The organism is Ureaplasma diversum NCTC 246 (assembly GCF_000731915.1).
GTDB classification, from domain to species: domain Bacteria; phylum Bacillota_I; class Bacilli_A; order Mycoplasmatales; family Mycoplasmoidaceae; genus Ureaplasma; species Ureaplasma diversum.
This window is the reverse complement of the sequence record NZ_JFDP01000052.1, coordinates 1-26,631: the sequence shown is the minus strand read 5'-3', so window position 1 is coordinate 26,631 and position 26,631 is coordinate 1. Positions and strand designations below refer to the sequence as shown.

Sequence of the window (26,631 nt, the reverse complement as noted above, 5' to 3'; positions counted from 1 at the left end):
AATGTTGCAGTTGATCTTGCAATCGAGCAACAAAGTGAACAATTTGTTATTCTTTTTTAAGCGAACATATAGACAAGACAGAAACTAAGAATGGCAGTTTTTAGCTTTTGTTTGTGTTTATATTCATTAGGTGGATTAAATATTATAGAAAATTAATCAACTAAAAATATAAAATCAAAAAAGTGAATTAATTTTATTTAAATGTTCGTTATTATTACAATTTGCTTAATTTATAAAAGAAGTTTAAATGAGTAACTATTAGTAAATCAACATTATTGTTTTAGTGTACATCACAACACTAAAACTTAATTAGATATGAGGTTATATCATGAAGAAATTTCCTACAAGCAAAATACTTAAGGGAACATTAATTGTAGCTGCATTAAATGTTGTAATTTTACCTGCTGTTTTAGCTTCGCCATCAATTACATTAAGTGCTTTTGAAATTGAACAAATCCTTTTAGCTTTAAACAATGAGAATAACAAAGTAGTTTCTCATATTAATAAACTTGAAAGCAACAAGGATTCTGTTGATACTTTAGAAAGTAGTATTTTACAAACAGCTAATATCACTGATCAGGCTAATCAAGTGCTTTTGAAATATAACAGAGAAGATATTAAAAGCCATCTTAAAATCAAAGCAGTAAGAGATCAATTAGAAAGCAACATCAACGAACTTAAAACTAAGAACGAAGCATTTAAACCAATTCTAGAACAAAACAAGCTGTTCTTAAACACAGTTGTACAGAATGCACAATTAACTGTTAAAAAAGCCGAAGATAAAGCTAAGAAAACATTAAGCATAGACTTACCAGGACTTAATGAAGCTAAACTAGAATTAGAAAATGCACTTAAAGAAGTTGATAAAGCAAAAGAATTAGCTAAGAGTTCAAAAGAACATACAGATAAACTTGTTGTTCTTGCTAAAAGGGTTCAAAAAGCAACTGAGAAAGTTAACAATCTTATTGTTGAACTAAACATCATTTCTCAAGACAATGATAAATTAAATATTAAATATCAACAAGAGCTTGATCGGCTTATTAATTTACTAACTTTAAAAATTGATGAATCTAAAAACAATGATCTTGATTTAGTGCAAATTAACAACTTAGTAGAACAACTAAAAGAAACAAATACGCAAGCTAATAGAGCAAATGAAATTATTAGTCAAGATTCAAAATCTAACCAACAAACAAAAGCTAAAAAAGATCAATTAGCTGATTTAGTTAAAACATCAGAACAAACAATCATTGCATTAAACTCAAAAGCACAACAAATCAAAAAAGACATTGATGATCAACTAGATAACTTATCTAAAACAATTAATACAGCAACAAACAACATTCAAGCAGCTAATAACTTAGGTGCAGTAAGTATTGAATTTTCTAATGCACAAAACAGAATCTCTTCTGATATTAAAGCCCTAAAAGAAAAAATCCAAAAAGTTAAATATGATGAAGTATTAAAAACAGCTAATGATCTAGAAACAAAAGATCAACAAAACTTAGCTAATGCACTAACAAAAGCTAAATCTTTAGTTTCTAACTATCTAAAAGAAGCTGATCAATTGACTAATGAACAAAGAAGTAGTTTTGAAAGTGAAATCAACCAAGCTACTACAGCTGAACAATTAGAAAACATCCAAAAAGCAATTGAGCTAACTAATTTAAAAGAAAAAACTAAGAAAGAGATTAACAAATTAGAGTTAATTTCACAACAGCAAAAAGATCAACTAAATCAATCAGTTGATCAACAACAAAATGATCAAGGAATTGAACAAATTCTTGAATCAGTTAATGAATTAAATAAACAAAAAGAAAGTGTTAAAGAAGCAATTAACCAATTAAACAATGCTTCTGATCAATTAGTTAAAAAGTATAATGATGAACTTGTAGAAGCAAACACAAATAAAAAAGTCCAAAAGCTATTAGCAGATATCAAAGAATTAGATTCATATAAACAAACTAAAAAGGATGAAATTGAAACCTTAGATTCATTATCTGAAGCAGATAAAGAGAGTTTATATAATGAACTTAAATCAGCTGAGACTAAAGAAGCTGTTGATAGTATAGTTCAAAAAGCTAAGAGTTTAAATGAAAGTAAAAAGAATGCTTTAAATTCACTTAGTTCATTAAATGATTTAAGTGAAGAAGATAAGAATAGATTCAAATCATCAATAAATAAAGCAACTACTAATGAAGATACAAATAAAACATTAGAAGATGCTAAATCACTTAATGAAGCTAAGAAAGCAACTAAAGAAAACTTAACTACACTAGATAATTTATCTGATGAACACAAAGAAGAATTAAAACAAAATGTTGCTGGTTCAGTATCTCTTGAAGCTGTTAATAGAATTAAAGAAGAAACTACTAAGCTAAACAATGAGAAGAAATTATTAATTGATAATGTTAATAAGTTAAATGATTTTGAGTCAGAACAAAAAAATAAATTCAAAGAACAAATCAAAAATAGTAAAGATCTAAATGAATTAAAAGAACTTGTTAATACTCTAAAAGAAATAGACCGATCTAAAGAAGAACTAAAACAATTAATCGACGAACCTAATAACAGAGTAGAAGATAAAGACAAACAAGCTCTTAAAACAGAATTAACAAAAGCAACTACTAAAGAAGAAGTAGCTAAAGTTAAAGAAAAACTAGAATTGGCTAAGAAGAAGATTGATGCTATTGATAAGATTAATGCTGTTTCTAATATTGATGAAGCTAAAAAACAACAATTTATTCAACAAATTAAAGATGCACAGGATGGCGATCAAGTTGATTTAATTCTTGCAACAGCTAGAGATGATGTTGTCGCTGTTGCTAAAGCAAAAGCAAGATCAGAAGTTAATAAATTAGAATTCATTAGTAAAAAAGAAAAAGATCAGTTTATTAAATCGTTAGATAATCTAAACGTTCAAAATAAAGATACTTATGAAAATAAAGTTAAAGAGTTAACTAATAAAAACAAGGAGAAGGAAAACTTACACAAAGGTCTTGAATCTAAAAAAGAATTATTCTCACCAACATTACAACAAAAGATTAAACAGCAATTAGTAAACGAAGATGAGAAGACTAAATATGATGCATTAGCACAACAATATACTGAACTAGCAAGCACTAAAGAACAGATTAAACAAAAAATCAACTCATTAGAATGACTAGGGGCTAAAGATAAAGAAAGTCTTACTAAAAAGTTAATCAACCAAGAGAATGCTTCTACTTCTAGAGCAATAGAAACAGAAGCAAACCAATTAAATACTTTCAAGAAGAATTTAACTGATTCTGTTCAACAATTACAAAATATTGATCAATCTGAAAAAACAACTACTAAAGATCGAATTAAAGAAGCGATTACTAAAGATCAGGCTCAAAAATTACATGATGATTTAAAACTTAAATCTCAAAAAGCTGATGCTAAAAATCAAGTAAATTCTTTAAACAATATCAATAATAGAAAGCAAGGATATTTAAATGAAATCGAATCAGCTTCAAATGAAAGCGAAATATCAGCAATTGTAAACAGAGCTAAGAATCGAAGTAATTTAAACAAAGAAAAAGAAACTGCTAAGAATCAAATTCAAAATTTAAATTTAATTTCAAATGAACACAAACAAAGATTAAAGAATGAAATCGATTCTAGAGAAACTGTTGATAAAGTTAATGAAACACTTAACTGAGCAAAACAATTAAGTGAATTAAAAGCTCAAAATTCATTTGATAAATTAAAATTAACAAATTTATCTAAAAATACTAATGAAAAAGCAAAATATGAACAAGAATTATTAAATGCAGACACTAAGGTAGCTGTAACTAGATTAGTTAATGATTACAAAGCTAAAGAAAACGAAATTGTTAAGGCTAATCAAAAGATAGATCAACATAATAATTTATCTACAGAAGTTAAAAACAGCTTCAAGACTAAAATTAGAGAAGCTCAAACTAATAAAATCAATGATATTATCAATGAAGCAAAAACACTTGATACAAACAACTATAGAAATATCACTACTTTAAACGGTCTACAATATCTAAACGATACTTATAAAACTAACAAAGCTAAAGAAATTAAAAATCAAGCTACAACGCAAGCTTCAAATGCTAAATTGAAAGAAGCTGTTGATTTTAATAATTCTAAAAAAGAATATGCAGATAAAATAAATCAGTTTAGTTTATTAACACAAAAAACAAAAACAGACGCAATATCTGGTTTAAAAAACAATGACAACCAAAGCTCTTATAAAGAAAAATATGACAAGCTTAAAGAAAAAGAAGATATAAAGAAAGAGCGTCTAACTTTAATTACAACAACAAGTGAAATTACTAGAAAAGGTAGAGAAATTCTAGATTCACAATTAAGAGCAACTGATCAAGATCATGAGCTTAATAGAATCTTAGAAGATGTTGTGATGTGAAGAAATGAAGCTAAAATAAATAGTGATATAACATCATCACTTAATAGCTCAAAAGCTAAGATACAAGAACTTGCTGCAAGTAATCAAGCAAATTCATCACAAAGTTTACAATCATTAAATAATTTTATTTCACAAAATACTAAAAATGAAGAAGACACGCTTGATGCTTTAAAAGTTAAAAATAAAGCTCTTAAGGATGGATTAAGAGAACGTATTATTAAATTCAATCAAAGTATGAGTACTAAAGTAGATAATACTAATACAAACGCTTCAAAACCATTAAATACAATTAATAAAGATGAATTAACCAACACTAAAAACAAGTTGGAAGCTGATATTGAGAAGTATAAATCTATAAAACAATCTATTAGTAGTAATTTTGATCAAAGTTTTGATCAAAATGGTTACGATAATGTAATTGCTAAATCAACTCAAGTTTTAGCGAAACTAAACCAAAAAATTCAACTAGTAGATAAATATGAAACAATAAATAAAACACTTTTATCAAGCAAATTAGCTGAAAGAGAAAAAGAATGATTAGAAAGTAGATTACTTAAAGTAGCAAGAAACCCTGATGTCCAAATGTCTGAATTAGATGGTGTTCAAAATGATATCAATAATGCAATAAATGAACAAAAACGTTTACTCGACGCTTTTGCAGATGCAGAATTTGATCTTAATAAAACAATGGATGTTTTAAAAGATATTGATGCTATTAGTAAGAATAGACAAATTAATGCATCACACCAGTCAATAGTTCAAAAATACAACAATATAATGACTACAATAAAAAGTAGATACGATGATAGTGTCAACGAAAGTACACTACCACAATTGACAAGTGAAGTAACTAAATTAAATGATGGTTTAGAAATTTATGCAACAAAGTTCACAGAAGTAAAGAATTATATTATTAAACACTCTGGAACAGAACAAATTCAAACAGATGCTTGAGACCAATATGAAAAATCAACACAAAATGTTAGATTAGAATTATCAAAAGATGGTATCAAGGATTATGGTTACTATAAACAAACTATGGAAACTACATTAAATTCTGCTTTTGATGATGTTAAAAAGTTAGTATTCAAAAAGCAAATTGTAGAATTCATTGGTAATGGTAGATGATCACAACCAGGACAAGTTAGCTATAACTCACATGTTAATTTCACTATCTCAAATGCATATGTTGAAAATCCTTCTGCAAAAAGCAAAGCTCAAATAAAATTTGTTGAAAACAAAGGATATGAAACTACATACCCAAATATGCATATTAACTTCAATATTAGAGATGTAACAAATGGTTATAATGGTGGACATGATATATGAACTCACGAAATTTATTTCCACAGTTCAGACGATGATAAGATGGTATATCGACTTCAAAGTAAGAGATATAAACAACACACTTGATTTGTAATTAATAAAATGCCATCATCAACAAAATATGATAGAAGACTTGATCCTTGAGCATATAAAGTTGATAATGATAAAAAGAATTGATTTACTGAAGAGGATTTAGTTTTAACTGAATTTAAAGGTCAAAAAGTTAAATAATTTATCTTTATAATTAAAAGCTTATTCAGCCCAAAAAAAATAATAAAAATAATCAAGAAATATAACTTAAAAACCGTTTTAAACTAGAAGGATTATACTTTAGTTTAGACGGTTTTTTGATATCTAAAATATAGTTATTTTATGTTGTATTGCAAAATGGAATTTATATTTTTATATATTTAATTAAAAGGCTAGTAAAACAACAAACTGTTTGATAAGTTTTATTGATTACATCACGAAAGTATTAATACTATAAAAAAACACAACTAATAATAGTTGTGTAATTTATTGTCTTAAGATCTAGAAAAATATTCCATTAAGAATATCTAATTATTTCCAAAGTCATTCTCGTTAAATCATCTTCCCCTATCAGGGTTAGTGCTGTGTGCTGTTTTTTTATCAGTTTTTTGATCATATCTTGTTTTAACTGGTATTGCAAGGAATTTGTGTTCATCCTTTAAAGATAAAACAATGTCATTATTATCTCCGCTATGGAATTTGACTCTTCCGGTTCAAGAATAACGGCTTCTAGTTCAATCCTCTTCAATTCCACTAGTTAAAAATTCAACTCTAAAGTTTGGAAATTTTGAGCTGTAATGTTCTTTATTAAGAACTGGTTTCTTAGAATCTTTATCAAAATATGCAAAAGCAATAGTTCCAGAATTACCACCCTTACTTCATTTTCCACTACCTATAAGACGTAGCACTTCAAATTTGAATATTTCTTTCTTTACTTCATCTTCAGCATTAGCTAAAAGAGCTTTTTGACCTACTATGAATTCTAAGTTTTTAGTTGAACCCTTAGTTGCCAATCTATCTATAACAGGTTTCATTAAAGTGTAATATTTCGTTCAACCTTTATCTGTTGTTTCATCATTACTGCTACGTGTTGATATATAGTTTTTAACTGATTGGAAAACAACATCATAATAGCTAAGAGTTTCATAATATTCAGTCAACTCATGAGTTAGATTTTTAATTTCATCATCACCCATATCTGAATTAAATTTATCACTAACTCGTTCTAATAATACATTGTAATTTTGAGATATTGATTGATGAGAAGAATTTAGTTGTGTATATTTAGTAATTGCACTAGTATCAGAAAGCTTATCAACATATTTTTTTAATTCATTTTTTGCAAGAGTATATTTGTTTACTATATCTTCTCTATTTTTAATTGCTTCGTTTATTTTTGTTTCTAAAGCACTGAAATCACTAGTTCCAAGATCTTTATTTTTAACATTGTTTTTAATGTTGTTTTCATATTTTTCTTTATCTTTTTGACTTAGTGAGCTACCTTGTACATTGCGTTTTAAATTAGAATATTTAGTAGCTAATTCTATTTTTTGTTCAATTCATGATTTTGTTTGCTCATATTTAGCAATTGCATTATCATAACCGTTCTTATCAATCTCACGACCAAATGCTTCACTAATTGATTGTTTGATTTCATTATATTTTGAGATATCAGCTTCTAATTTTTCTTTAATCTTGGTTAATTCTTCTTTGCTTTCTAAATTATCAGGTTTTTCTGCTTTAGTTTTAGCTTCATCAATCAAACTGTTTGCATTTTTATTAAACTTAGTAATATGAGAATTAATTTGGTTGTTTAGATTTTGATTCTTTGTTTTTAAATTTTCTAAAGAGTGGCTGTCTTGTTTAGTATTTGATTTAATAAGATTTTGTAGATTTTCTAAATCTTGTCTCATTTGAGTATTATTTGTAGCCAATTCCTTCATTTTTGTTAATGAAGTTTTTGATGCGGTTGTTATTTTTGAATTTTTTAATGATTCTTCTTTTCAAGAATTTACTTTTTGTGGGATATTATTGATAACCTGATCATTATCACTACTTCTCAATTCTTGTTCTAAACTTCTTTTACCAGCAGCGGTTATCTCACTAGTTGATTTAATTAATTGCAAGTGGCTATTTTTTGAATCATTCTTTTGTTTGAGTTGATCATATTTTTGTTTAGCTGGATCTTGACCATTATTAGTCTTAATATATGAAACAGCTTCTGATTTTGTTTGAGAAGTTAATAAATCTAATCCATTTATTTGTTGTGCATACTTTTTCTTAGCATCGTTTAATGTCTTAGATTCTTCGGCTTTTCTATTTGTTTCATTCTCATCATTTGCATTTTTAATTGCACCAGTAACATTATCAATTTCAGATCTTGTTAAATAATCTTTGTTGTTATTTACTTTAGTACTAGCTTGTTGTTTGTATGCTTTAATTTTATTATTTTCTTGTTTAATAGCATTAATAGCTGTATTTCCATTTGCTTCTAATAATCTATTATTTAAATCACTTTGTTGTTTAGTACTTAATAAATTATTAGAATCTATTTCATTTTTAGCTGCTTGTTTAGTTTTATTTAGTTCTTGTGCTTCTTTTAATATACTGTTTGATGTAGCGATTGTAGTTTGGTTTTTGATTTCATCAGTTTTATTTGTTCTATATTGTTGGTTTAAAAGTTGTAATTTATTTAAATCAGTAATATTTTTCGCATTTTGAGCATCAAGTTGCTTTGCTTCATTAACAAAGTTATTAATTTGATCTTTTTGTGCAGATTTAACTTTTTCTTTAAGAGCAGTTCTAACAGTTTGTGACATATTTGTTAATTTATCAATAGCTTGATTTGCTTTAACAATTTCACTCTCTCTAGATTTGTATTCATTTGCTAAATTTTGAACTTCTGATTTAGTAGTTTTGTTTAGAAGTAGTTCATTATATTTAGTATTAGCATTTTGTTCTTTTGCAATTTCAGTTAGGTTAAGTTTTTGAAATGAATTTTCTTTTTTGAACTCTTCTAACTCATTAGCTAAAGTTAATGTTTTATTTACTTCATTAGAATCGTTTTTTGAAGCAATTTCATTTAATAGTCTTTGTTTATGTTCAGGTGAAATTAAAGTTAATTTTTCAATTTGTGTTTTAGCATTTGATTTAGCTTTATTTAGCTGACTTTCATTTTTAGCTCTATTTAGAATTCTCTGTATTTCTTCATCATTTTCTGCTAAATCAATTTGATTTTTATAATTTTCTTTTTTACTGTCAATATCACTTAAACCAGCGACATCATTTTTAGCTTGTTCTTTTTGTGATTTAAGTTTTAGATTATCGTGTAATTTTTGTGCTTGATCTTTTGTTGGTGCATCTTTTATTTGAGTTTTTATAGATTGTCTTTCATTATCTTCAATGTTCTTTAATGTGTCAACAGAAGACATTAATTCTTTCTTGAGATTATCTAGCTCAACAGCTTCTGTTTCTAGTGCTTTTGCAGATGGCTCGTCTTCTTTTTCAGTAAGCTTAGCAATTAAGTCTTGTTTATTCTTATCACCTGTAGATTCTAAGCCTTCAATTTTTTGTTTAATTTGTTCTTTAGTTTTCGCTAGAGCATCATATTTATTAGCTAATAAAGTATACTTATCTTTTTGATCTTCATTAATTAGTTGTTCTTTAATCTTTTGCTGTAAAGCTGGTGAGAATAAATCTTTTTTAGATTCGAGACTCTTATATAAATCTTCTTTTTCTTTATTCTTTTCAGTAAGTTCTCTTAGCTTATCATCAAAACTTTGTTTGTTTTCAAGAGTTAAATCATCTAATGTTTTAATGAATTCATCTTGTTCTTTTTGACTAAGGTAGTTAAGTTTATGGATTTCAGATTTTGCTTTGAATTTAGAAGCACTAACAAAATCATTTCTCGCTGTTGCAAGAATAGATTCGACTTCATCACTATCTTCAGCTTGTTCAATTTGTTTAATAAATTCGTTTTTCTTATCTTGATTAGCATCTGTTAAATCATTAATAGCTTGGACTGCATCAAGTTTTTTCTTAGCTAATTCTAGTTTTTCTTTAACTTTAGCAACTTCTTCTTTAGTAGTTGCTTTTGTTAATTCCTCGTTGAGAGATTGCTTGTCTTGTCCTGATACCTTGCTGTTTGAATCATTAATTAATAATTTAACTTCTTTTTTAGATTGTTCAACTTCTTTTAGGGTTGAAGTTAATTCATTTGCTTCTTGAATATTTTTCTTATCCTTGATTTGTTTTACAAATTGTTCTTTTTGAGTAGGTTCAAAATGCTCTAATTTATTAACTTCTTCAATTAGAGATTTCTTTTCGTTTTCAAGTTTAATAGCTTCTTCTTTAATTTTGCTTACTGCTTCAATTGATACTGAATTAATAATGTTTTGTTTTAATTCTTCTTTGTGTTGAGTTGATAAGTTAGTTAAAGCTTCTAAACTTGCTTTAGCTGATTTTTTAGCTTCATTAAGTGCTTTGGCATTTTCTAAAGCTTTATTTGCTTCTTCACTAGTTGTAGATTTATTTATTAATGATCTAAATCGTTTTTGATCATCTTCACTTAAATCTGATAATGATGCTAGAGTACTTAGACCATCCTTTTTACTTTGATCTAAATTCTTAGCTTTTTGAACTACATTATCAACAGCTTCTTTAGTTTCAGCAGATTTTAGTTCTTCGTATAAGTTTTGTTTATCAGTTTCAGATAATGAATTTAAACCATCAATTTCGTTTTTCTTTTCTACTTTATAAGTATCTAAATCTTTTAGATCAGCTAATAGTTTTTGAACTTTTTCAGAACTATCAGCTTCTACAAGTTGATCATTATACTTTTTAACTAATTGCTCAGAAGCGTTGTTTAATTGGTTAATTGGTTCTTTAACACTTTCTTTTTGTTTATTTAGTTCATTAACTGAATCAAGAATTTGTTCAATACCTTGATCATTTTGTTGTTGATCAACTGATTGATTTAGTTGATCTTTTTGCTGTTGTGAAATTAACTCTAATTTGTTAATCTCTTTCTTAGTTTTTTCTTTTAAATTAGTTAGCTCAATTGCTTTTTCGATGTTTTCTAATTGTTCAGCTGTAGTAGCTTGGTTGATTTCACTTTCAAAACTACTTCTTTGTTCATTAGTCAATTGATCAGCTTCTTTAAGATAATTAGAAACTAAAGATTTAGCTTTTGTTAGTGCATTAGCTAAGTTTTGTTGATCTTTTGTTTCTAAATCATTAGCTGTTTTTAATACTTGATCATATTTAACTTTTTGGATTTTTTCTTTTAGGGCTTTAATATCAGAAGAGATTCTGTTTTGTGCATTAGAAAATTCAACACTTACTGCACCTAAGTTATTAGCTGTTTCAATGTTACTTGTTGCTGTATTAATTGTTTTAGATAAATTGTCTAGTTGATCATCAATGTCTTTTTTAATTTGTTGTGCTTTTGAATTTAGTGCAATGATTGTTTGTTCTGATGTTTTAACTAAATCAGCTAATTGATCTTTTTTAGCTTTTGTTTGTTGGTTAGATTTTGAATCTTGACTAATAATTTCATTTGCTCTATTAGCTTGAGTATTCGCTTCTTTTAGTTGTTCTACTAGGTTGTTAATTTGTACTAAATCAAGGTCGTTGTTTTTAGATTCATCAATTTTTGAAGTTAGTAAATTAATAAGCCGATCAAGCTCTTGTTGATATTTAATATTTAATTTATCATTGTCTTGAGAAATGATGTTTAGTTCAACAATAAGATTGTTAACTTTCTCAGTTGCTTTTTGAACCCTTTTAGCAAGAACAACAAGTTTGTCTGTATGTTCTTTTGAACTCTTAGCTAATTCTTTTGCTTTATCAACTTCTTTAAGTGCATTTTCTAATTCTAGTTTAGCTTCATTAAGACCAGGTAAGTCAATACTTAATGTTTTCTTAGCTTTATCTTCTGCTTTTTTAACAGTTAATTGTGCATTCTGAACAACTGTATTTAAGAATAGTTTGTTTTGTTCTAGAATTGGTTTAAATGCTTCATTCTTAGTTTTAAGTTCGTTGATGTTGCTTTCTAACTGATCTCTTACTGCTTTTATCTTAAGATGGCTTTTAATATCTTCTCTGTTATATTTTAATAAAACTTGATTAGCTTGATCAGCGATATTAGCTGTTTGTAAAATACTACTTTCTAAAGTATCAACAGAATCCTTATTACTTTGAAGTTTGTTAATATGAGAAACTACTTTATTATTCTCATTATTTAAAGCTAAAAGGATTTGTTCGATTTCAAAAGCACTTAATGTAATTGATGGTGAAACTAAAACAGCAGGTAGGATTACAACATTTAATGCAGCTACAATTAATGTTCCCTTAAGTATTTTGCTTGTAGGAAATTTCTTCATGATATAACCTCATATCTAATTAAGTTTTAGTGTTGTGATGTACACTAAAACAATAATGTTGATTTACTAATAGTTACTCATTTAACAAATCTTTTATAAATTAAGCAATTTATTATAATAATGGAACATTTAAATAAAATTAATTCACTTTTATTATTTTATATTTCAACTAGCTTGATTTTCTAAAATATTTAATCCCGACCTATCACATATAAACATAAACAAATGCTAGAAACTGCCATTCTTAGCTATTGTATAGTTTATTTGTTCGCTTAAAAAAGAACAACAAATTGTTCACTTTGTTATTTGTAATTTAAGGTTTGGGATTATATAAATTAATAGGCTTATTTTTAAAAGAATTAGTTAGTAATTACTAGTAATTAATGATATTTTTATTTGATGTATTTAATATGATCCAATCAGTAGCATTGATATAATCAATTTTGTTTATACATCTTCCTCCATTTGAATTATAAAAGTTTAAAAAACAAGCTCTTCTAAAAAAAAAAAAAAGTTGAATATAAAAGATGTTCCAAATTTTGTTATTTTACAACTTTCAATTTAGTATTTAAGCTATGCTTAAACATATAATGTTTATAGTTTTGTCCTAAAGTTAAAATACTTTATGAAGTTAAAAAGACAATAATTTGTTTACTTTAATAACTATTAAATTAATTTATATATCAAAAAGGAGCTGGTATTAAAGCCAACTCCTTTTTTGTTTGATAAACCTAATATTAATTCTTCTCATCAAAGAACTTCTTTTTGTTTTCGTACCACTCTTCCATTGAACCAATTTCAATACAAGCAACAGGGCAAACTAAACAACAAGCTCCACAAGAGATGCACTTTTCATCAGCTCATGCTTTATTATCTGCATCAACATGAATTGCATCAACTGGACAAACTGCTTCACATGATTGACAACCAATACAGATGTCTCGATTAACAATTGCAATTGTTTTAGTTGAACCCATAACTATTCTCCTTAAATTAATATTATTTAATGATCTTATAAACTATTTGTTGGTTTAATATATCCTTATTAATTAGATTCTTATTAACTACTAAATAATAAGACCTTTGTACTATTTGATTTGTTTTAGTTCCAAAGTATTTGTTTTTATAATATTCTCTTAGATTTAATTGTATTTGGTTATTAATGATTGAAAAATCATTAATAAAATAACCTGATAAATCATATAATACTGCTTTAGAAAAGATAGTTGATATATTTTTAATAATTAATAATGATTGGCTATTGAAATCAATATTACTTAATTTATTCTTTAAATCTAAAGCATATTTATTATTTTTAATATTAAAGAACCTATTAAAATCAGATTCATTAGTAATTAATGAAACATTTTTAGCAGCTCATTGATTATTAATTACATTAGATCCTTTTTGTTTACTAAAAGAAGAATATGTAGATTTATTCTCTACTATTAAATTATTAAAAGCAACATTAAAATCTTGATGTCAATCAACAAGCTCATAAGCTAAACTAGCTTGACTGAAGTTGGTTTTGTTGATTAGACTTATTCGATTAGTATTAATACTACAACTAGCTAATGTACTAAAACCAATAATAGATATAAAACCAATAGAACCTATTGCAATTAATCATTTATGTTTTAGTTTCATTATTAGTTCCTTTTTAATAATTAATTAGATAGATTAAAGCTATTTTATTTAAAGTATTTAAAATTAATATCTAAATAGTTTATTTCATAACAAAATTCTTAGCAGCAGGAACTTTGTTTAAACCAGGGATTCGATAAATAGTTGTTGTAATTGCTATTATCATATTAGCAGCATAATTAACTTCAAAGCTTTCGATTTTGATTGTAAAGTTAACTGGAGCATTTAATAAGTTAGGATCTGCAGATAAAGAATATGGTGTTTTAGCCATACATAAATACATTTGATCTGTTTTTAAATTAGCTAACTGTTCTTTAGCTAAAGCTGATAATTCATATGAATCAGCTAAATAAACTTTTTTAACTACTTTGTTTATTTTTGTTAAGATATCATTTTCTAAATCATAGATTGGTTTAAACTTAAATTTATTATTAGTTAATAATTGTTTTGTTTTAGTAGCTATTTCTTCACTTTTTGAACTTCCATAAGAGTAAGCATAACTACGAGCATGATTGATTTGATATTGATCTAGTAATGATTCTAAATAAACTAATTCTTCTTCACTATCTTGTGAATGAACATTAATATAAGCAATAAAAGGAATTTGGTATTGTTTTAAGTGTTCAAAGTGTCTAAGTGAATTAGAGAATCCTAATTTAATTTGATCAGCTTCATTTGGATTATCTGCATTAGCATGGTATTTGATTGATCTTAAACTGATTACAATTCCTATTAAATCAACTTCTAAATCAAATGAAGCTGCTTTAATGTTCATAAACTTTTCTAATCCTAAATCAGATCCAAATCCACATTCAGTTACTACACAATCAGCTAATCCCATTGCTGTTTTAGTAGCTATAACACTATTACACCCATGTGCAATATTAGCAAAAGGTCCACCATGAACAAGTACTGGATTATCTTCTTTAGTTCTTACTAAATTAGGATATAGTGCATCATCTAAAATAGTCATGATTGCATCAGTAATTTCTAATTGTTCAATAGTAATTGGATTATTATCATAATCTAAAGCAACAATCATTTTAGCAATTCGGTTTTTAAAATCATTATGATCATTACATAAACAGAACAAAGCCATTAAATCTGAAGCTGCTGTAATATTAAAACCAGTTTTGATTTGATGGTTTTTAATTTGATAGTTAATTTCTCTTAAGCATCGATCATTAATATCTAAACAACGTTTAATAAAAATTTTTTCTGGGTTGATATTTAGTTTTGAATTGAAATAAATTTCATTTTCAATAACAGCAATAATTAAGTTATTAGCACAAGCAATAGCATGCAAATCCCCACTAAAGTGGAGGTTGATCTTATCAAATGGTTGTAAATAAGATAATCCGCCCCCTGAACCTGTTCCTTTCATTCCAAAGACTGGACCAAGTGAAGGTTCACGTAATGCACCAACTGTTTTAAGTCCATACTTATTTAGTGCATCAACTAAACCAATACTAGTTGTTGTTTTTCCCTCACCAGCGGGAGTTGGGTTCATAGCTGTTATTACGATTAATTTAGTATTTGGATTATAAGCTTTTGCTTTTTTGATTTTAGCAATTTCACTTCCATATAAATCATATTCATCTATTGATAAATTATGTTGTTTAATGACTTGTTCAATAATTTTCATATTTACCTACTTTACTTCTTGATATTTACTTTTCTTTTTAAAATAAGATACATCAAATAAAAGATTAATCCAAGAATAATTGATAGTACTAAAAAGATTACAAAACCCCTTCGATTTGCTTGTTTCTTTAAAGCAATGATTTCATCTCCTGAAATGATTTCATTTTGATAAAAACTATGAATCCGATTTAATCGGTTGTGTGCTTGGAAAATAACTCATAAATGAATTAAAAATGTTGTAGCTATAATTGTTCCTAATCCAATAACAGCATACATTGGATTTTTATTCATATAATTAGGATCTTTAATATTTAAAACTACTAAACTACCAAAGTGTGAGTTCTCTGCTGCATTTAAATATAGATTCATAAAATAAGCAACAACAAAAACTCCAGCTATACAGAAAGCAGATGTTAAATAAACATATGCTGCTACTCAGTTAATGTTAATGTGAGCAACAATTAATTTTCGATAGATATTAACAATAAAGTTGGTTGCTTTACTTCGATCAAATTTATTGTTCTGGTATTCATACTCTTTTTTAAAGTTGATTAAGTTGCTAGAAGCAATTGCTAAAAAGAAAATAATAACAACAGTATAAACTAGTGTTGGTAAAAAGATTCAAGCACTTAAACTATTTACAACTACTTCATAAGCTAATCAAGAAATTAAAGCAACAGCTACTAAAAGTAATAAGGTTCAAAATAAAACTTTATTACGCATTGAACCAATTTCTTTTTTATAGAAATCTGGCATTTTAGTTTTATCTAAAGTTTGATAAACGGTTTGGATTTGAGATGAAGAATCGATTTCAATCTTTTCTTGTTCATCTAATGGTTGATAAATAAAATCGTTAAGATTTCGTGGAATAAAACTTCTTGTTTGAACACCATGTTGATAACTTTGGTAATCAGCTAATCCATAATTTGCTGCAAAAACTGGTTGTTGGTATACGGGTTGGACTATTGGCTGCATATATGGTTGTTGAACATATATAGGTTGTTGATAATAAGGGTTTTGATTGTTAGGTTGTTGGTATATTTGTTGTTGTTGTTGTTGTTGTTGTTGTTGAACAATTGGTGGTTGTTGAATATAAGGTTGGGGTTGGTTTTGGTTTTGCACTTGCATTTGAGCTTGCACTTGCATCTGATTTAATTGATTTTGAGCCATTAAAACTGGTTCATTTTGATTTAAAGCATAATTTTGATTAACTATTGCTTGTTGGTTGTTAAATGAACCTAGTTGTTGGTTAGTTTGATTAACTACTGGATTAGGATTTTGTTGTTGAACTAATTGATTATCATTTCTTATTACAAAAGCTGTTTGATTATCTACATCATTAAAATCAGCAATAAATTCTTCAGTATTTAAAACTCTACGGTTGAATTTAGATTGATTATTATTAGTTGTATTATTGGTTTGGTTATTGTTTTGATTGTTTCAATCTCTATCACGTGACATCAAACCACCCCTATCTTATTATTTAATAATTATATAAAAATTTAATAACTTACAAAATAATAAAAAAAGCAAGGAATTTAATTCCTCACTTTAAAACTCTTTATTTTGTTATTTATGCTTATCTTTTTTAAGCTTTATTACTATCTTCACTAACTACTTGATTAGATGAAAGAGTGCATGCATTCTTATCTAATTTAACTTTAGTAGTTCCTGCGTGACGGTGTCATGATTTATAATCTTTAGCTTCTGCAGCAATTGCTTCACATTCACAAGGATAAACATTAGCTAAACCATATGCATCTTCATTATGGTTAATGATATCAATGTGTGATAATTGTTCAGTTGCACTTAATCGTGGTCTTGTAATAAAGACAATAATTATTGTTAGTACAAACGCATAAGCTGCTGCAAGTGCAGTTGCACCGACTTGGATTCCGAATAAGTATCCACTAGCAGCATATGTAATAGATGGTAGAACATTAACAGATGCGAACGCACCAATTAAGATTGAACCAGTTACCCCACCCATACCGTGAACTGCTCACACTTCAAGTGAGTCATCAAAGTGGAAGTGGTGCATTAATTTAGCACATGAGAAGCAAACTAGAACCGCAGCTACACCAACAGGAACAGATGCTCAAATTGGAATATATCCTGCAGCTGGTGTAATTGTTGCTAATCCAGCAATTGCTCCAGTTACAAGTCCAACTGATGTTGGTTTGTGGTTTTTGTTAAAGATTGTTTCACAAATTGCTCAACCAACCATACCGATTGCTAAAGCAATAATTGTATTAATTCATGATGTTGGTGCAACAGATAAGAAGTAAGATACTTTTTCTTTTACACCAGGTAAGGTTTCGATTTCATTTGAAGTAAATGCTGAACCACCAACATTGAATCCAAATCAACCAAAGAATAGTAATGTTGCTCCAACAACAACCATTGGAATGTTGTTTGAACGGTTTTTATCGCTCTTTAAAATCACACGTTTACCAAGCACGAATGAAGTTGCTAAAGCTCCAAATCCTGCTGTTGTATGAATTACAATCCCACCAGCGAAATCTAAAACCCCAGCAGCTGCAAGGAATCCTTGACCTCAAATTCAGTGTGCGAATGGAATGTAAATAAAGTATTGTCATAATACAAGGTAGACAATATAGTTTCTAAATTTCATACGATCAGCGAATGCTCCAACCATTAAAGGTGGTGTAATAATTGCAAACGCTAATTGGTATGCAAAGAATAGAATTAAAGGCACGCCCCCACTAAAGTTAGAGAACACTAGCCCAACATTTCCAGCTCATCCATGAACTCCGTTTGCATCAGCAACTGATCCATCGAATAATAAGTTTCTAAATGCAAAGTAAGTAGAAATGTCACCAATTATACCTTTTCCAACTGATGGACCAAACGCAAGTGAGAATCCACCAAAAATTCAAATTAAAGTTGTTACTCCTAAAGAAATAACACATTGGTTAATAATTGTAAGTGTTGATTTTCGTCTTACTAACCCTCCATAAAATAAGGCAAGCCCTGGAGTCATTAATAAAACAAATGCAATGGCAAGTGCTGCTAACAGTGTGTTCGTTGGATTAAATCCAACAGCTTCTAGAGTTGTTCCTGTGGCTTTTAGATCAACAAACGATAATTCATGTGTTGAAAAGTAAATATCTTGATTAACACCTCAAGTTGACACTGTTATCACCCCTCTTTAGTTTAATGTTCGTGATTATTTTCTTGTTGTACATTTACTGCTTTTTTAGCTTTAGTACCTGTAGCTTGGTGTCATGATTTATCAGCTGCTTCACATTCTTCTGCTTGTGCACAAGAAGGTAATGCAATTTCAAGACCATATGCTTCTTCACCGTGTAATAATTCATCAACGTGACCTAATTGTTGTGTTGCACTTAAACGTGGTTTTGTGATGAACACAATTAAACAAGTGAATGCAAACGCATAAGCAGCAGCTAAAGCAGTTGCTCCTACTTGTAATCCAAATAGTGTACCGATTGCTTCTTCACCTTGGAGATATATTCCTGAAGCAACAGGGTCTGGATTAATTGATAATGCACCTAATTGGATACCAGGGTTTACATCAAATGATGCGAATGCACCAATTAAAATAGAACCAGTTACCCCGCCCATACCGTGAACTGCTCAAACTTCAAGCGTATCATCGAAATGGAAGTGGTGCATTAATTTAGCACATGTGAAACATACAATAACAGCCATAATACCAATTGGAACTGATGCTCAGATTGGTACATATCCTGCAGCTGGTGTAATTGTTGCTAATCCAGCAATTGCTCCAGTTACAAGTCCAACAGATGTTGGTTTGTGGTTTTTGTTGAAGATTGTTTCACAAATCGCTCAACCAACCATACCAATTGCAAGTGCAATAATTGTACTTACTCATGAAGATGTGGCTATAGTTCAAACTGCAGCATCATTACCTGCAAATCCTGATCCACCCACATTAAATCCAAATCATCCAAAGAATAGAAGAGTTGCTCCTAAAATAGTCATTGGAATGTTGTTTGGACGGCTCTTATCATTTTTAAGAAGAACACGTTTTCCTAGCACAAATGAAGCAGCTAAAGCTCCAAATCCTGCAGTTGTGTGGATTACAATACCACCCGCAAAGTCAATAACCCCAATAGCTGCAAGGAATCCTTGACCTCAAATTCAGTGTGCAAACGGAATGTAAATTAAGTATTGTCATAACACAAGGAAGACAATGTAGTTTTTGAATTTCATTCTATCTGCAAATGCCCCAACCATTAATGGTGGAGTAATAATTGCAAACGCTAATTGATAAGCGAAGAATAAAATTAATGGAACCCCATTTGTAAAGTTAGCAAAGACAATGCCCACAGGACCTGATCATCCTGCTACTCCTGATCCATCAGCACCATTAAATAAAAGGTTTCTGAATGCAAAGTAAGTAGAAATATCACCAATAATACCCTTACCAACAGAAGGACCAAACGCAAGTGAGAATCCACCAAAGATTCAAATCATTGTAGTAACCGCTAAAGAAACAACACATTGGTTAATAATTGTAAGTGTTGATTTTCGACGGACTAATCCCCCGTAGAATAAGGCTAAACCTGGTGTCATTAAAAGGACAAAGGCAATTGCTAATGAAACAAGTAATGTGCTTGTTGGATTATACCCAACACTACTTAGTTCAGTTGCAGTTGCATTTGCACTAACTCATGTAAGGGTATGTTGGCTGAAGTAGATATCTTTATCTACTCCCCAATTTGAAATTCCCATAGCAAATTTCACCTCATTAAAATAGTTATTTTTTTATATTCACACAACACGAAAAAATAAGCACGATTGCATAAGTATAAAAAAATTATATAACTAAATACAATAAAAAGGTTAAAACAAATAAAAAAACTACCAAAATCCAAAAAGATTTAATCTTTAATTTTAATATTTAAACAACTAATAACTTTTAAACTAAAAGCGGAGATAATAAAAAAATAATCCCTTTTTAGTTATAAACTAATAAGAGCTTATTAATTATTGTTTATGGAATGATAATAAGTGAGCAATTTGATCTTTAAGATTTTGTTCTTTAGTGTTTTGGTTTTGGATCTTTAAATAGTCATGATATCTTCAATAACTAATTAAGTTTTTAGCAACCGCTTTTTTAATAGCACAAGCTGGTTCGTTAATATGTAAACAGTTTGAGAATTTACAATTTTTAGCAACATTAGCAAAATCATTATAAGCGGTTGCCATTTGTTGTAATGATAAGTTGACTTCTAAACTACCAAACCCTGGTGTATCAACTAAAAACCCATCAGCAAACCTAATCAATTTAGTTGATGTTGTTGTATGTTTTCCCCGGTTTAAAAACTTAGAGATTTGTTGGGTTTTACGATCTAGACTTGGATCTAAGCGATTAATCAAAGTTGTTTTACCAACCCCACTGTTCCCAGCTAAGCAGACAGTATGATCTTTAATTAAGCTTTTAAGTTGATTAAAATCATTTTGATCACTTAAATTAAAGACAGTGTAATTATCTTTTCGATAATCATTAATAATGTTATTGATTCAAGTTTTATCTTCTACTAGATCATACTTACTAAAAGCAATATATACATTTTTAATATTTCTAGCTTCATAAAAAGCTAAGTATTTATTTAAAGCTAGTGTGTTTAAACTAGGTTCAACAATTGATACTACAACTAGCATAATATCAACATTAGCAACTTTAGGACGAACTAGTTGATTATATCGTTCTTCTAATTCTACTATTACATATTGATCATCAATTTGCTCTATGATTACATCATCTCCAACCATTGGTTTTAAGATGTGACTATCATGTAAAAAGATACCTTTTGGAACTACTTTTAGTTCTTGGTTTAGATCATAAATATAAGCAGAGAACTGATTAGCTATATTACTAACTATTTTAGCTTTCATTACTTTATATCCTTCCTACTGCTTTTAGTATGATCACAATTAATAAAATTAAAGCTAAAGCACTTAAACTAATGACAGTTAATAAAACAACTCATTTTTTTAAATACCAAGGATAGTGTTCATTTTTAATTGAATGTAATTTAATTTCATCAGCACTTTCAAACACCATCTTATTAAATGGTTTAATTAATTCTTGATTAATGATCAGATCATTTGCTTTAACTAGTTCTAGATCAGCTAAAAATTGTTTAACATTAACATATTGTAAGCATCGATCATCATTTTTTCAAGCAAAGCAACGAATTAATATGTTATCGATTCCAATTGGGATCGTAGGGTTTGATAAACTTAATGGTTTATAGTCATAGTTATATCAAGCTCTCATCTTAGCTTCATCACTACTTTTCTCATCAACAAACTTAAAGAATGGATATTGGTTAGTGATTAGTTCATATAACATTACTCCAAGTGAGTGTAAATCATAATGCTTATTATAAACATCCTTAAACAATTGATCTTTATATGTGAAACTAGAGTTGTTTTTCTTTCTTTTAGTAAGCTCTTTATAAAGATTAAGAATAGTAGGAGGGGCATATGGAACTGTACATTTAATATCATGATCAATGGTTGTTATTTTCATTTGATCATAATAAACACTAGAGATGCCATAATCAAAGATTTTAATGGTCTCTGTTTGTAAATCAATCATACAGTTTTCTGGTTTAAGATCACGGTGAATAACACTAGGTTCACTTTCGTGAAAAAGCATAATCCCATGAGCAATTTGTTTAATGAATTCAATTGCTTTAATATAACTAATACTTTTGTTTTGATTTAAGAAGTCTCTTAAAGTAATACCATTTAAGTATTCAATGACCATACAAATGGCTTTATCATTGGTTTCAAAAGAACCGAGTTCAAAGTATTCATAATAATCCACAATGTGCTTTTTAGAACTTGGATCAGCATTTTTAATTAGATTAGAAATACGAAGCTCATCATATACTAAATCAGCTTCTTTTTGGTTTTTAACAAAAATGACTTTAATTGCAACGACTCTGATAAATTCATTATTATCAGGGTTATATTGGTTAGCTTTATAAACAACTGAATACCCACCCTGACCAATTTTAGCTAGAATTTGGAATTTGTTATTTTGTATAAATTCATTAATAGCAAAAACATCCATAAACTAAACCCTAGTTATTAATTAAAAAAGCAAATGATAAGTTATCATTACTACCATTATTAATCGCTTCTTTAATAATGGTGTTTAAAAAAGTATTTTGATCAACAGATGCATTTACTTTAATTAGTTGATCATATAATAATTCTAAGTTATAGTGAAAATGAAAACCATCTGAAGATAAGAACAGGATTTGATTAGGTAATAATTCTAGTTCATAAAGATCATAACTTAGTGAGATGTTACTTGTTCTTCCAACAAATTGAGTTAATGAATAAAGGTGTTTTTGATATTTATCATAAACCTCTGCACTTGCTTTTCTTGCTCTTAGAGTTTCTAATAAGTTATTGTCAACTGTTAGTTGTTTAACATTAGAATGATCTAAAAGATAAGCTCTTGAATCACCAATGTTTAAAATAAAAGCATGATTGTTAACAATAATACTAGCTACAATCGTTGTTCCCATATTATAAGAATCTTTTTGAATTAAAACAACATTATCAATTTGCTTCTGAGCATTACGGATATTTAAAATGAATCATTTTCTGATTTGATTTAAATCAAATTCAGAAAAGTCAGTTGTTAAAAATGCATTTGTTATACAGTTCATAACAATATGAGAAGCAGCAGCTCCTCCTTGATAACCACCAAGTCCATCACAAACAATTAATAAGTGTTGTGAATATTCATTAATGATTGCATTAGAGCAATCATCATTATGTTTCCTTGTGTTTCCAATGTCTGTAATAAAACCTAATTGCATTAAAGTACTCCCTGTTCTTTTGCTCGTAGTTGACCACAAGCAGCATCAATGTCAGACCCTTTTTCTTGTCTAGTTGTTGCACGAATGTTGTTTTGGATCAAAATATTAAAGAACCGATCTACATTTTTACTTCTTTTATAACCATTTTCACTTACTGGATTATAAGGAATTAAATTAACATAGCATAACATCCCTTTTAATAAGTTAACTAATTCATAAGCATGTTCATCTTGATCATTAATTCCATCAATCATAATGTATTCAAATGTAATCTTATTATTAGTAATTTTAGTATATTCTTTAGCTGCAGCTAATAATTTTTCAATATTAAAAGCTTTATTAATTGGCATAATAGAGCTTCTTATTTGATCGTTTGGAGCATGTAAACTAATTGCTAAACCAACTTGGGGTTGGAGTTGAGTTCATTCAGCAAACTTGTGAACAAGTCCACAAGTTGAAACAGTAATTTTTCTTTTCCCAATTTCTAAACCAAAGGGATTGTTAACAATATTAATGAAGTTAGAAACATTAGGGATGTTATCAAAGGGTTCACCAATTCCCATTACAACAATATTACCAACTCGTCCTAAACTATACTCATCTAAATACTTTTGAGCTTGATAGACCTGAAGAACAATTTCTCCTGAACTTAGATTTCGTTTCTTTTTTAAAATTCCTGAAGCACAGAAGCTACATCCCATATTACAACCAACTTGGGTTGTTACACAAACAGAATAACCATATTCAAATTTCATTAAAACGGTTTCTATTTTATTACCATCAGCTAATTCAAACAAGAATTTAATTGTTCCATCTTCACTAACTTGTTTAATAACAGTTTTATGTAAATCAAAACTAAAGTTAGTTTGTAATCATTCTTTGTTTTGTTTAGATAGATTTGACATCTTATCAAAGTCTAAAGTACGGTGTTTGTAGATCCATTCATAGATCTGTTTAGCTAAATAAGGTTTTAGATTGTTTTCAATTACAATTGCTTCAAGTTGTTCTAATGTATAATCATAAAATAGAAGTGGTTTATTGGCTGATAGCATGCTTAATTACCTCAATTAATTCGTTTGCAGCTTGTTTTGGATCATCATTAATGATTTGGTATTGGTAATGGTCTTTAACATCTATTTCATTACTTGCTTTAGCTAATCGTTCTTGGATGATGCTTTCTGATTCAGTGTTTCGGTTAACTAATCGGTTTTTAAGTTCATCTAAACTTGGTGGTAATAAGAAAATTGAAACTAACCCATCATCTTTATAAGATTGAATTACTTGTAAAGCACCAACAACCTCAATTTCTAAAATAACATTTTTACCTTGGTTTCTTAACTGTTCAACATAAGCTCTTGGTGTTCCATACTTATTATTAACAAATTCAGCTCATTCGATTAGTTCATTGTTTTCAATTGCTTTTTGAAATTCATCTTCACTAACAAAGAAATAATGAACTCCGTTTTCTTCATTAGAACGCATTTTTCTTGTAGTCATTGAAACACTATAAGCTAGATTTAATTCTTGATTGTTAATAACTTGTGATAGGATGGTGTGTTTACCAACACCACTTGGACCACTAAAAACAATTAATTTTCCTTTTTTCATAATTCCCTTATATACTATTGATATTGCGTAAATTCAAGCATTTTGCTTAATATCTTTATATTATAATCAATTTAAAATTTTTAATTATTATTAATATTATTAAATGTACTTAATTATTTGTTAGTGTTATTATTTAATCCTTAAGATTGAAGTATAAATAAAGCTAAAAAGTTAATTAATTTTTAATGCTTAAAAACAGGGTTGAATATGTTAAAATATTAAAGCTGTGTATTAAATAAGACCTAGTATGCAGCTTCAACCACTCAAAACAGGTTTTTTAAAATGCAATTTGCATACCTTATTGGTGAGTCTAAGTTGATAAATAAACTAAGGAGAACATTATATGTTTGCGATTTTCCAAACTGGCGGAAAGCAATATAAAGTTCAGCAAGGTGAAAAAATCTACGTTGAAAAACTAGATTTAGAAGTTGGTGCAAAAATTAAATTTGATGAAGTGATTATGGTAGAAGGTAAAATTGGAACTCCTTTTGTTAAAGGGGCATCTATTGAAGCTTCTGTTGTTAAAAATGGTAAACAACGTAAAATTCACATCATTAAATTCAAATCTAAAAAACACCACATGAAACGTCAAGGTCACAGACAGCCTTACACACAGTTAGTTATCGATGCTATTAACGTTAAATAGTTAGTTTCTTATGATCAAAATCAAAGCTTATAAAAACGCTTTAATACTAAATGGGCATGCTAATTTTAGTGCTTATGGGACAGACATTGTTTGTGCTGGAGTAAGTGCTATTGTAATTGGTGCTTTAAATTGATTTGATCGAACAACTACTAAAATCCAAATTAAAGATGGTAATTGCTTTATATCTGTTTTAGAAACTGATTTAAAACAACAAGCTTATATTGAACAAATAAGAATTCAGCTATTAGCAATGGTAGCTAATTATGGTTCATATTTGGATTTAGAAACTATTAATGAATTTTATAGAAAAGAGCATTAAAAGATATGAACAAACTTTTATGATTAACTGATTTACAGATCTTTGCTTCTAAAAAAGGGGTAGGATCATCTAAAAACGGTCGTGACTCAAATCCTAAATACTTAGGTGCTAAATTAGGAGACGGACAACCAACTAAAGCTGGACAAATTATTTATCGTCAAAGAGGTAACAAGATTTACCCAGGTCATAATGTAGGTCAAGGAAAAGACCACACATTATTCGCATTAACTGAAGGTGTTGTAAAATACACTAAGTTCATGGGTAACAAAACTAAAGTTAGTGTGTTACCAAAAGAAGAAATTTAATTTTCTTAATACAAAAGCAGAACACTTAGGATTAGTTTCCTAGGTGTTTTTTTATTCTGTTAATAATTTATTCATAGTTTAGTTTTTGGATTTTTTATGAGATTTGTTGAATTTAAAATCGTAATTTTAAGGGTCTTTTATAAGGTTTGCTTTGATATTTTTAGTAAATTAGCTAGTTTATTAATATCAAACCCTCTTATTTTATTCTTACCAATAACTTTTATTACTTGTATTAGAATAGATAATTCTTTTGAATAAGACGTTATGTTTGTATTAGTTGTATGTTTAAATGTGATTTTTTATTTAAACATATGTACTTTATATATGGTTAATTTATTTTGTTTTTAAAGAACTATAGCACAAACAATTAAGCACAAAAAGCAACATTAATAGCCCCACTATAAAACACCTTTAACCGGAACATTTACCTAGAAAGTCCTTTTTTTTNTTTTT

17 protein-coding genes and 1 other annotated feature are annotated in these 26,631 nt (G+C 28.1%); of the genes, 4 read left to right on the top strand and 13 right to left on the bottom strand.

Annotated features, from left to right (window positions below; genetic code table 4):
• Positions 1–328: 328 nt before the first annotated feature.
• Positions 329–5,974: a GA module-containing protein gene (locus UDIV_RS02380; RefSeq protein WP_038102828.1), complete on the top strand. Its 5,646-nt coding sequence runs from the start codon at positions 329–331 to the stop codon at positions 5,972–5,974.
• 326 nt (positions 5,975–6,300) lie between these two features.
• Here UDIV_RS02380 and UDIV_RS02375 read toward each other — a convergent pair whose 3' ends face one another.
• The 12 genes from UDIV_RS02375 to gmk all read right to left on the bottom strand — a co-directional run bounded on the left by UDIV_RS02375 (position 6,301) and on the right by gmk (position 24,908).
• Positions 6,301–12,156: a GA module-containing protein gene (locus tag UDIV_RS02375; protein WP_038102825.1), complete on the bottom strand. Its 5,856-nt coding sequence runs from the start codon at positions 12,154–12,156 to the stop codon at positions 6,301–6,303.
• A 737-nt stretch (positions 12,157–12,893) separates the two neighbouring features.
• Positions 12,894–13,133: a 4Fe-4S dicluster-binding protein gene (locus UDIV_RS02370; protein WP_038102822.1), complete on the bottom strand. Its 240-nt coding sequence runs from the start codon at positions 13,131–13,133 to the stop codon at positions 12,894–12,896.
• A 22-nt stretch (positions 13,134–13,155) separates the two neighbouring features.
• Positions 13,156–13,803: a hypothetical protein gene (locus tag UDIV_RS02365; RefSeq protein ID WP_038102820.1), complete on the bottom strand. Its 648-nt coding sequence runs from the start codon at positions 13,801–13,803 to the stop codon at positions 13,156–13,158.
• A gap of 79 nt (positions 13,804–13,882) precedes the next feature.
• Positions 13,883–15,445: a formate--tetrahydrofolate ligase gene (locus UDIV_RS02360; protein ID WP_038102818.1), complete on the bottom strand. Its 1,563-nt coding sequence runs from the start codon at positions 15,443–15,445 to the stop codon at positions 13,883–13,885.
• Between the two features lie 11 nt (positions 15,446–15,456).
• Positions 15,457–16,905: an MSC_0882 family membrane protein gene (locus UDIV_RS02355; protein ID WP_051749459.1), complete on the bottom strand. Its 1,449-nt coding sequence runs from the start codon at positions 16,903–16,905 to the stop codon at positions 15,457–15,459.
• A 127-nt stretch (positions 16,906–17,032) separates the two neighbouring features.
• Positions 17,033–18,601, bottom strand: a complete 1,569-nt coding sequence (locus UDIV_RS02350) for an ammonium transporter (RefSeq protein ID WP_081847817.1) — start codon at positions 18,599–18,601, stop codon at positions 17,033–17,035.
• Between the two features lie 20 nt (positions 18,602–18,621).
• On the bottom strand, positions 18,622–20,184 hold the full coding sequence (locus tag UDIV_RS02345; protein ID WP_038102816.1) for an ammonium transporter: 1,563 nt from the start codon (positions 20,182–20,184) through the stop codon (positions 18,622–18,624).
• A 255-nt stretch (positions 20,185–20,439) separates the two neighbouring features.
• Positions 20,440–21,351 carry a ribosome small subunit-dependent GTPase A gene (rsgA, locus tag UDIV_RS02340; RefSeq protein ID WP_081847816.1) on the bottom strand — a complete coding sequence of 304 codons (912 nt, stop codon included), beginning with the start codon at positions 21,349–21,351 and terminating at the stop codon, positions 20,440–20,442.
• Positions 21,352–21,355: 4 nt separating this feature from the next.
• Positions 21,356–22,540: a serine/threonine-protein kinase gene (locus UDIV_RS02335; protein ID WP_038102813.1), complete on the bottom strand. Its 1,185-nt coding sequence runs from the start codon at positions 22,538–22,540 to the stop codon at positions 21,356–21,358.
• Between the two features lie 10 nt (positions 22,541–22,550).
• Complete coding sequence (locus UDIV_RS02330; RefSeq protein WP_038102811.1) at positions 22,551–23,300, bottom strand: PP2C family protein-serine/threonine phosphatase; 750 nt, start codon at positions 23,298–23,300, stop codon at positions 22,551–22,553.
• Positions 23,300–24,352 (bottom strand): dual-specificity RNA methyltransferase RlmN, encoded by a 1,053-nt coding sequence (gene rlmN, locus UDIV_RS02325; protein WP_038102807.1) that lies wholly within the window; start codon positions 24,350–24,352, stop codon positions 23,300–23,302. The genes UDIV_RS02330 and rlmN overlap by 1 nt, the downstream gene beginning before the upstream one ends.
• Complete coding sequence (gene gmk, locus UDIV_RS02320) at positions 24,336–24,908, bottom strand: guanylate kinase (RefSeq protein ID WP_038102804.1); 573 nt, start codon at positions 24,906–24,908, stop codon at positions 24,336–24,338. The genes rlmN and gmk overlap by 17 nt, the downstream gene beginning before the upstream one ends.
• Positions 24,909–25,155: 247 nt before the next feature.
• Positions 25,156–25,230, top strand: a sequence feature (ribosomal protein L21 leader region).
• A gap of 21 nt (positions 25,231–25,251) precedes the next feature.
• On the opposite strand from gmk, the gene rplU reads away from it, so the two are divergent.
• Genes rplU through rpmA form a run of 3 tightly spaced genes read left to right on the top strand, consistent with a single transcriptional unit; the run spans position 25,252 to position 26,178 of the window.
• Complete coding sequence (gene rplU, locus UDIV_RS02315; RefSeq protein ID WP_038102801.1) at positions 25,252–25,554, top strand: 50S ribosomal protein L21; 303 nt, start codon at positions 25,252–25,254, stop codon at positions 25,552–25,554.
• Between the two features lie 10 nt (positions 25,555–25,564).
• Positions 25,565–25,873 (top strand): ribosomal-processing cysteine protease Prp, encoded by a 309-nt coding sequence (locus UDIV_RS02310; RefSeq protein WP_038102799.1) that lies wholly within the window; start codon positions 25,565–25,567, stop codon positions 25,871–25,873.
• A gap of 5 nt (positions 25,874–25,878) precedes the next feature.
• Positions 25,879–26,178 carry a 50S ribosomal protein L27 gene (rpmA, locus tag UDIV_RS02305; protein ID WP_038102798.1) on the top strand — a complete coding sequence of 100 codons (300 nt, stop codon included), beginning with the start codon at positions 25,879–25,881 and terminating at the stop codon, positions 26,176–26,178.
• A gap of 137 nt (positions 26,179–26,315) precedes the next feature.
• Here rpmA and UDIV_RS04810 read toward each other — a convergent pair whose 3' ends face one another.
• Positions 26,316–26,474: a DUF6088 family protein gene (locus UDIV_RS04810; protein ID WP_465242660.1), complete on the bottom strand. Its 159-nt coding sequence runs from the start codon at positions 26,472–26,474 to the stop codon at positions 26,316–26,318.
• Between the last annotated feature and the right edge of the window lie 157 nt (positions 26,475–26,631).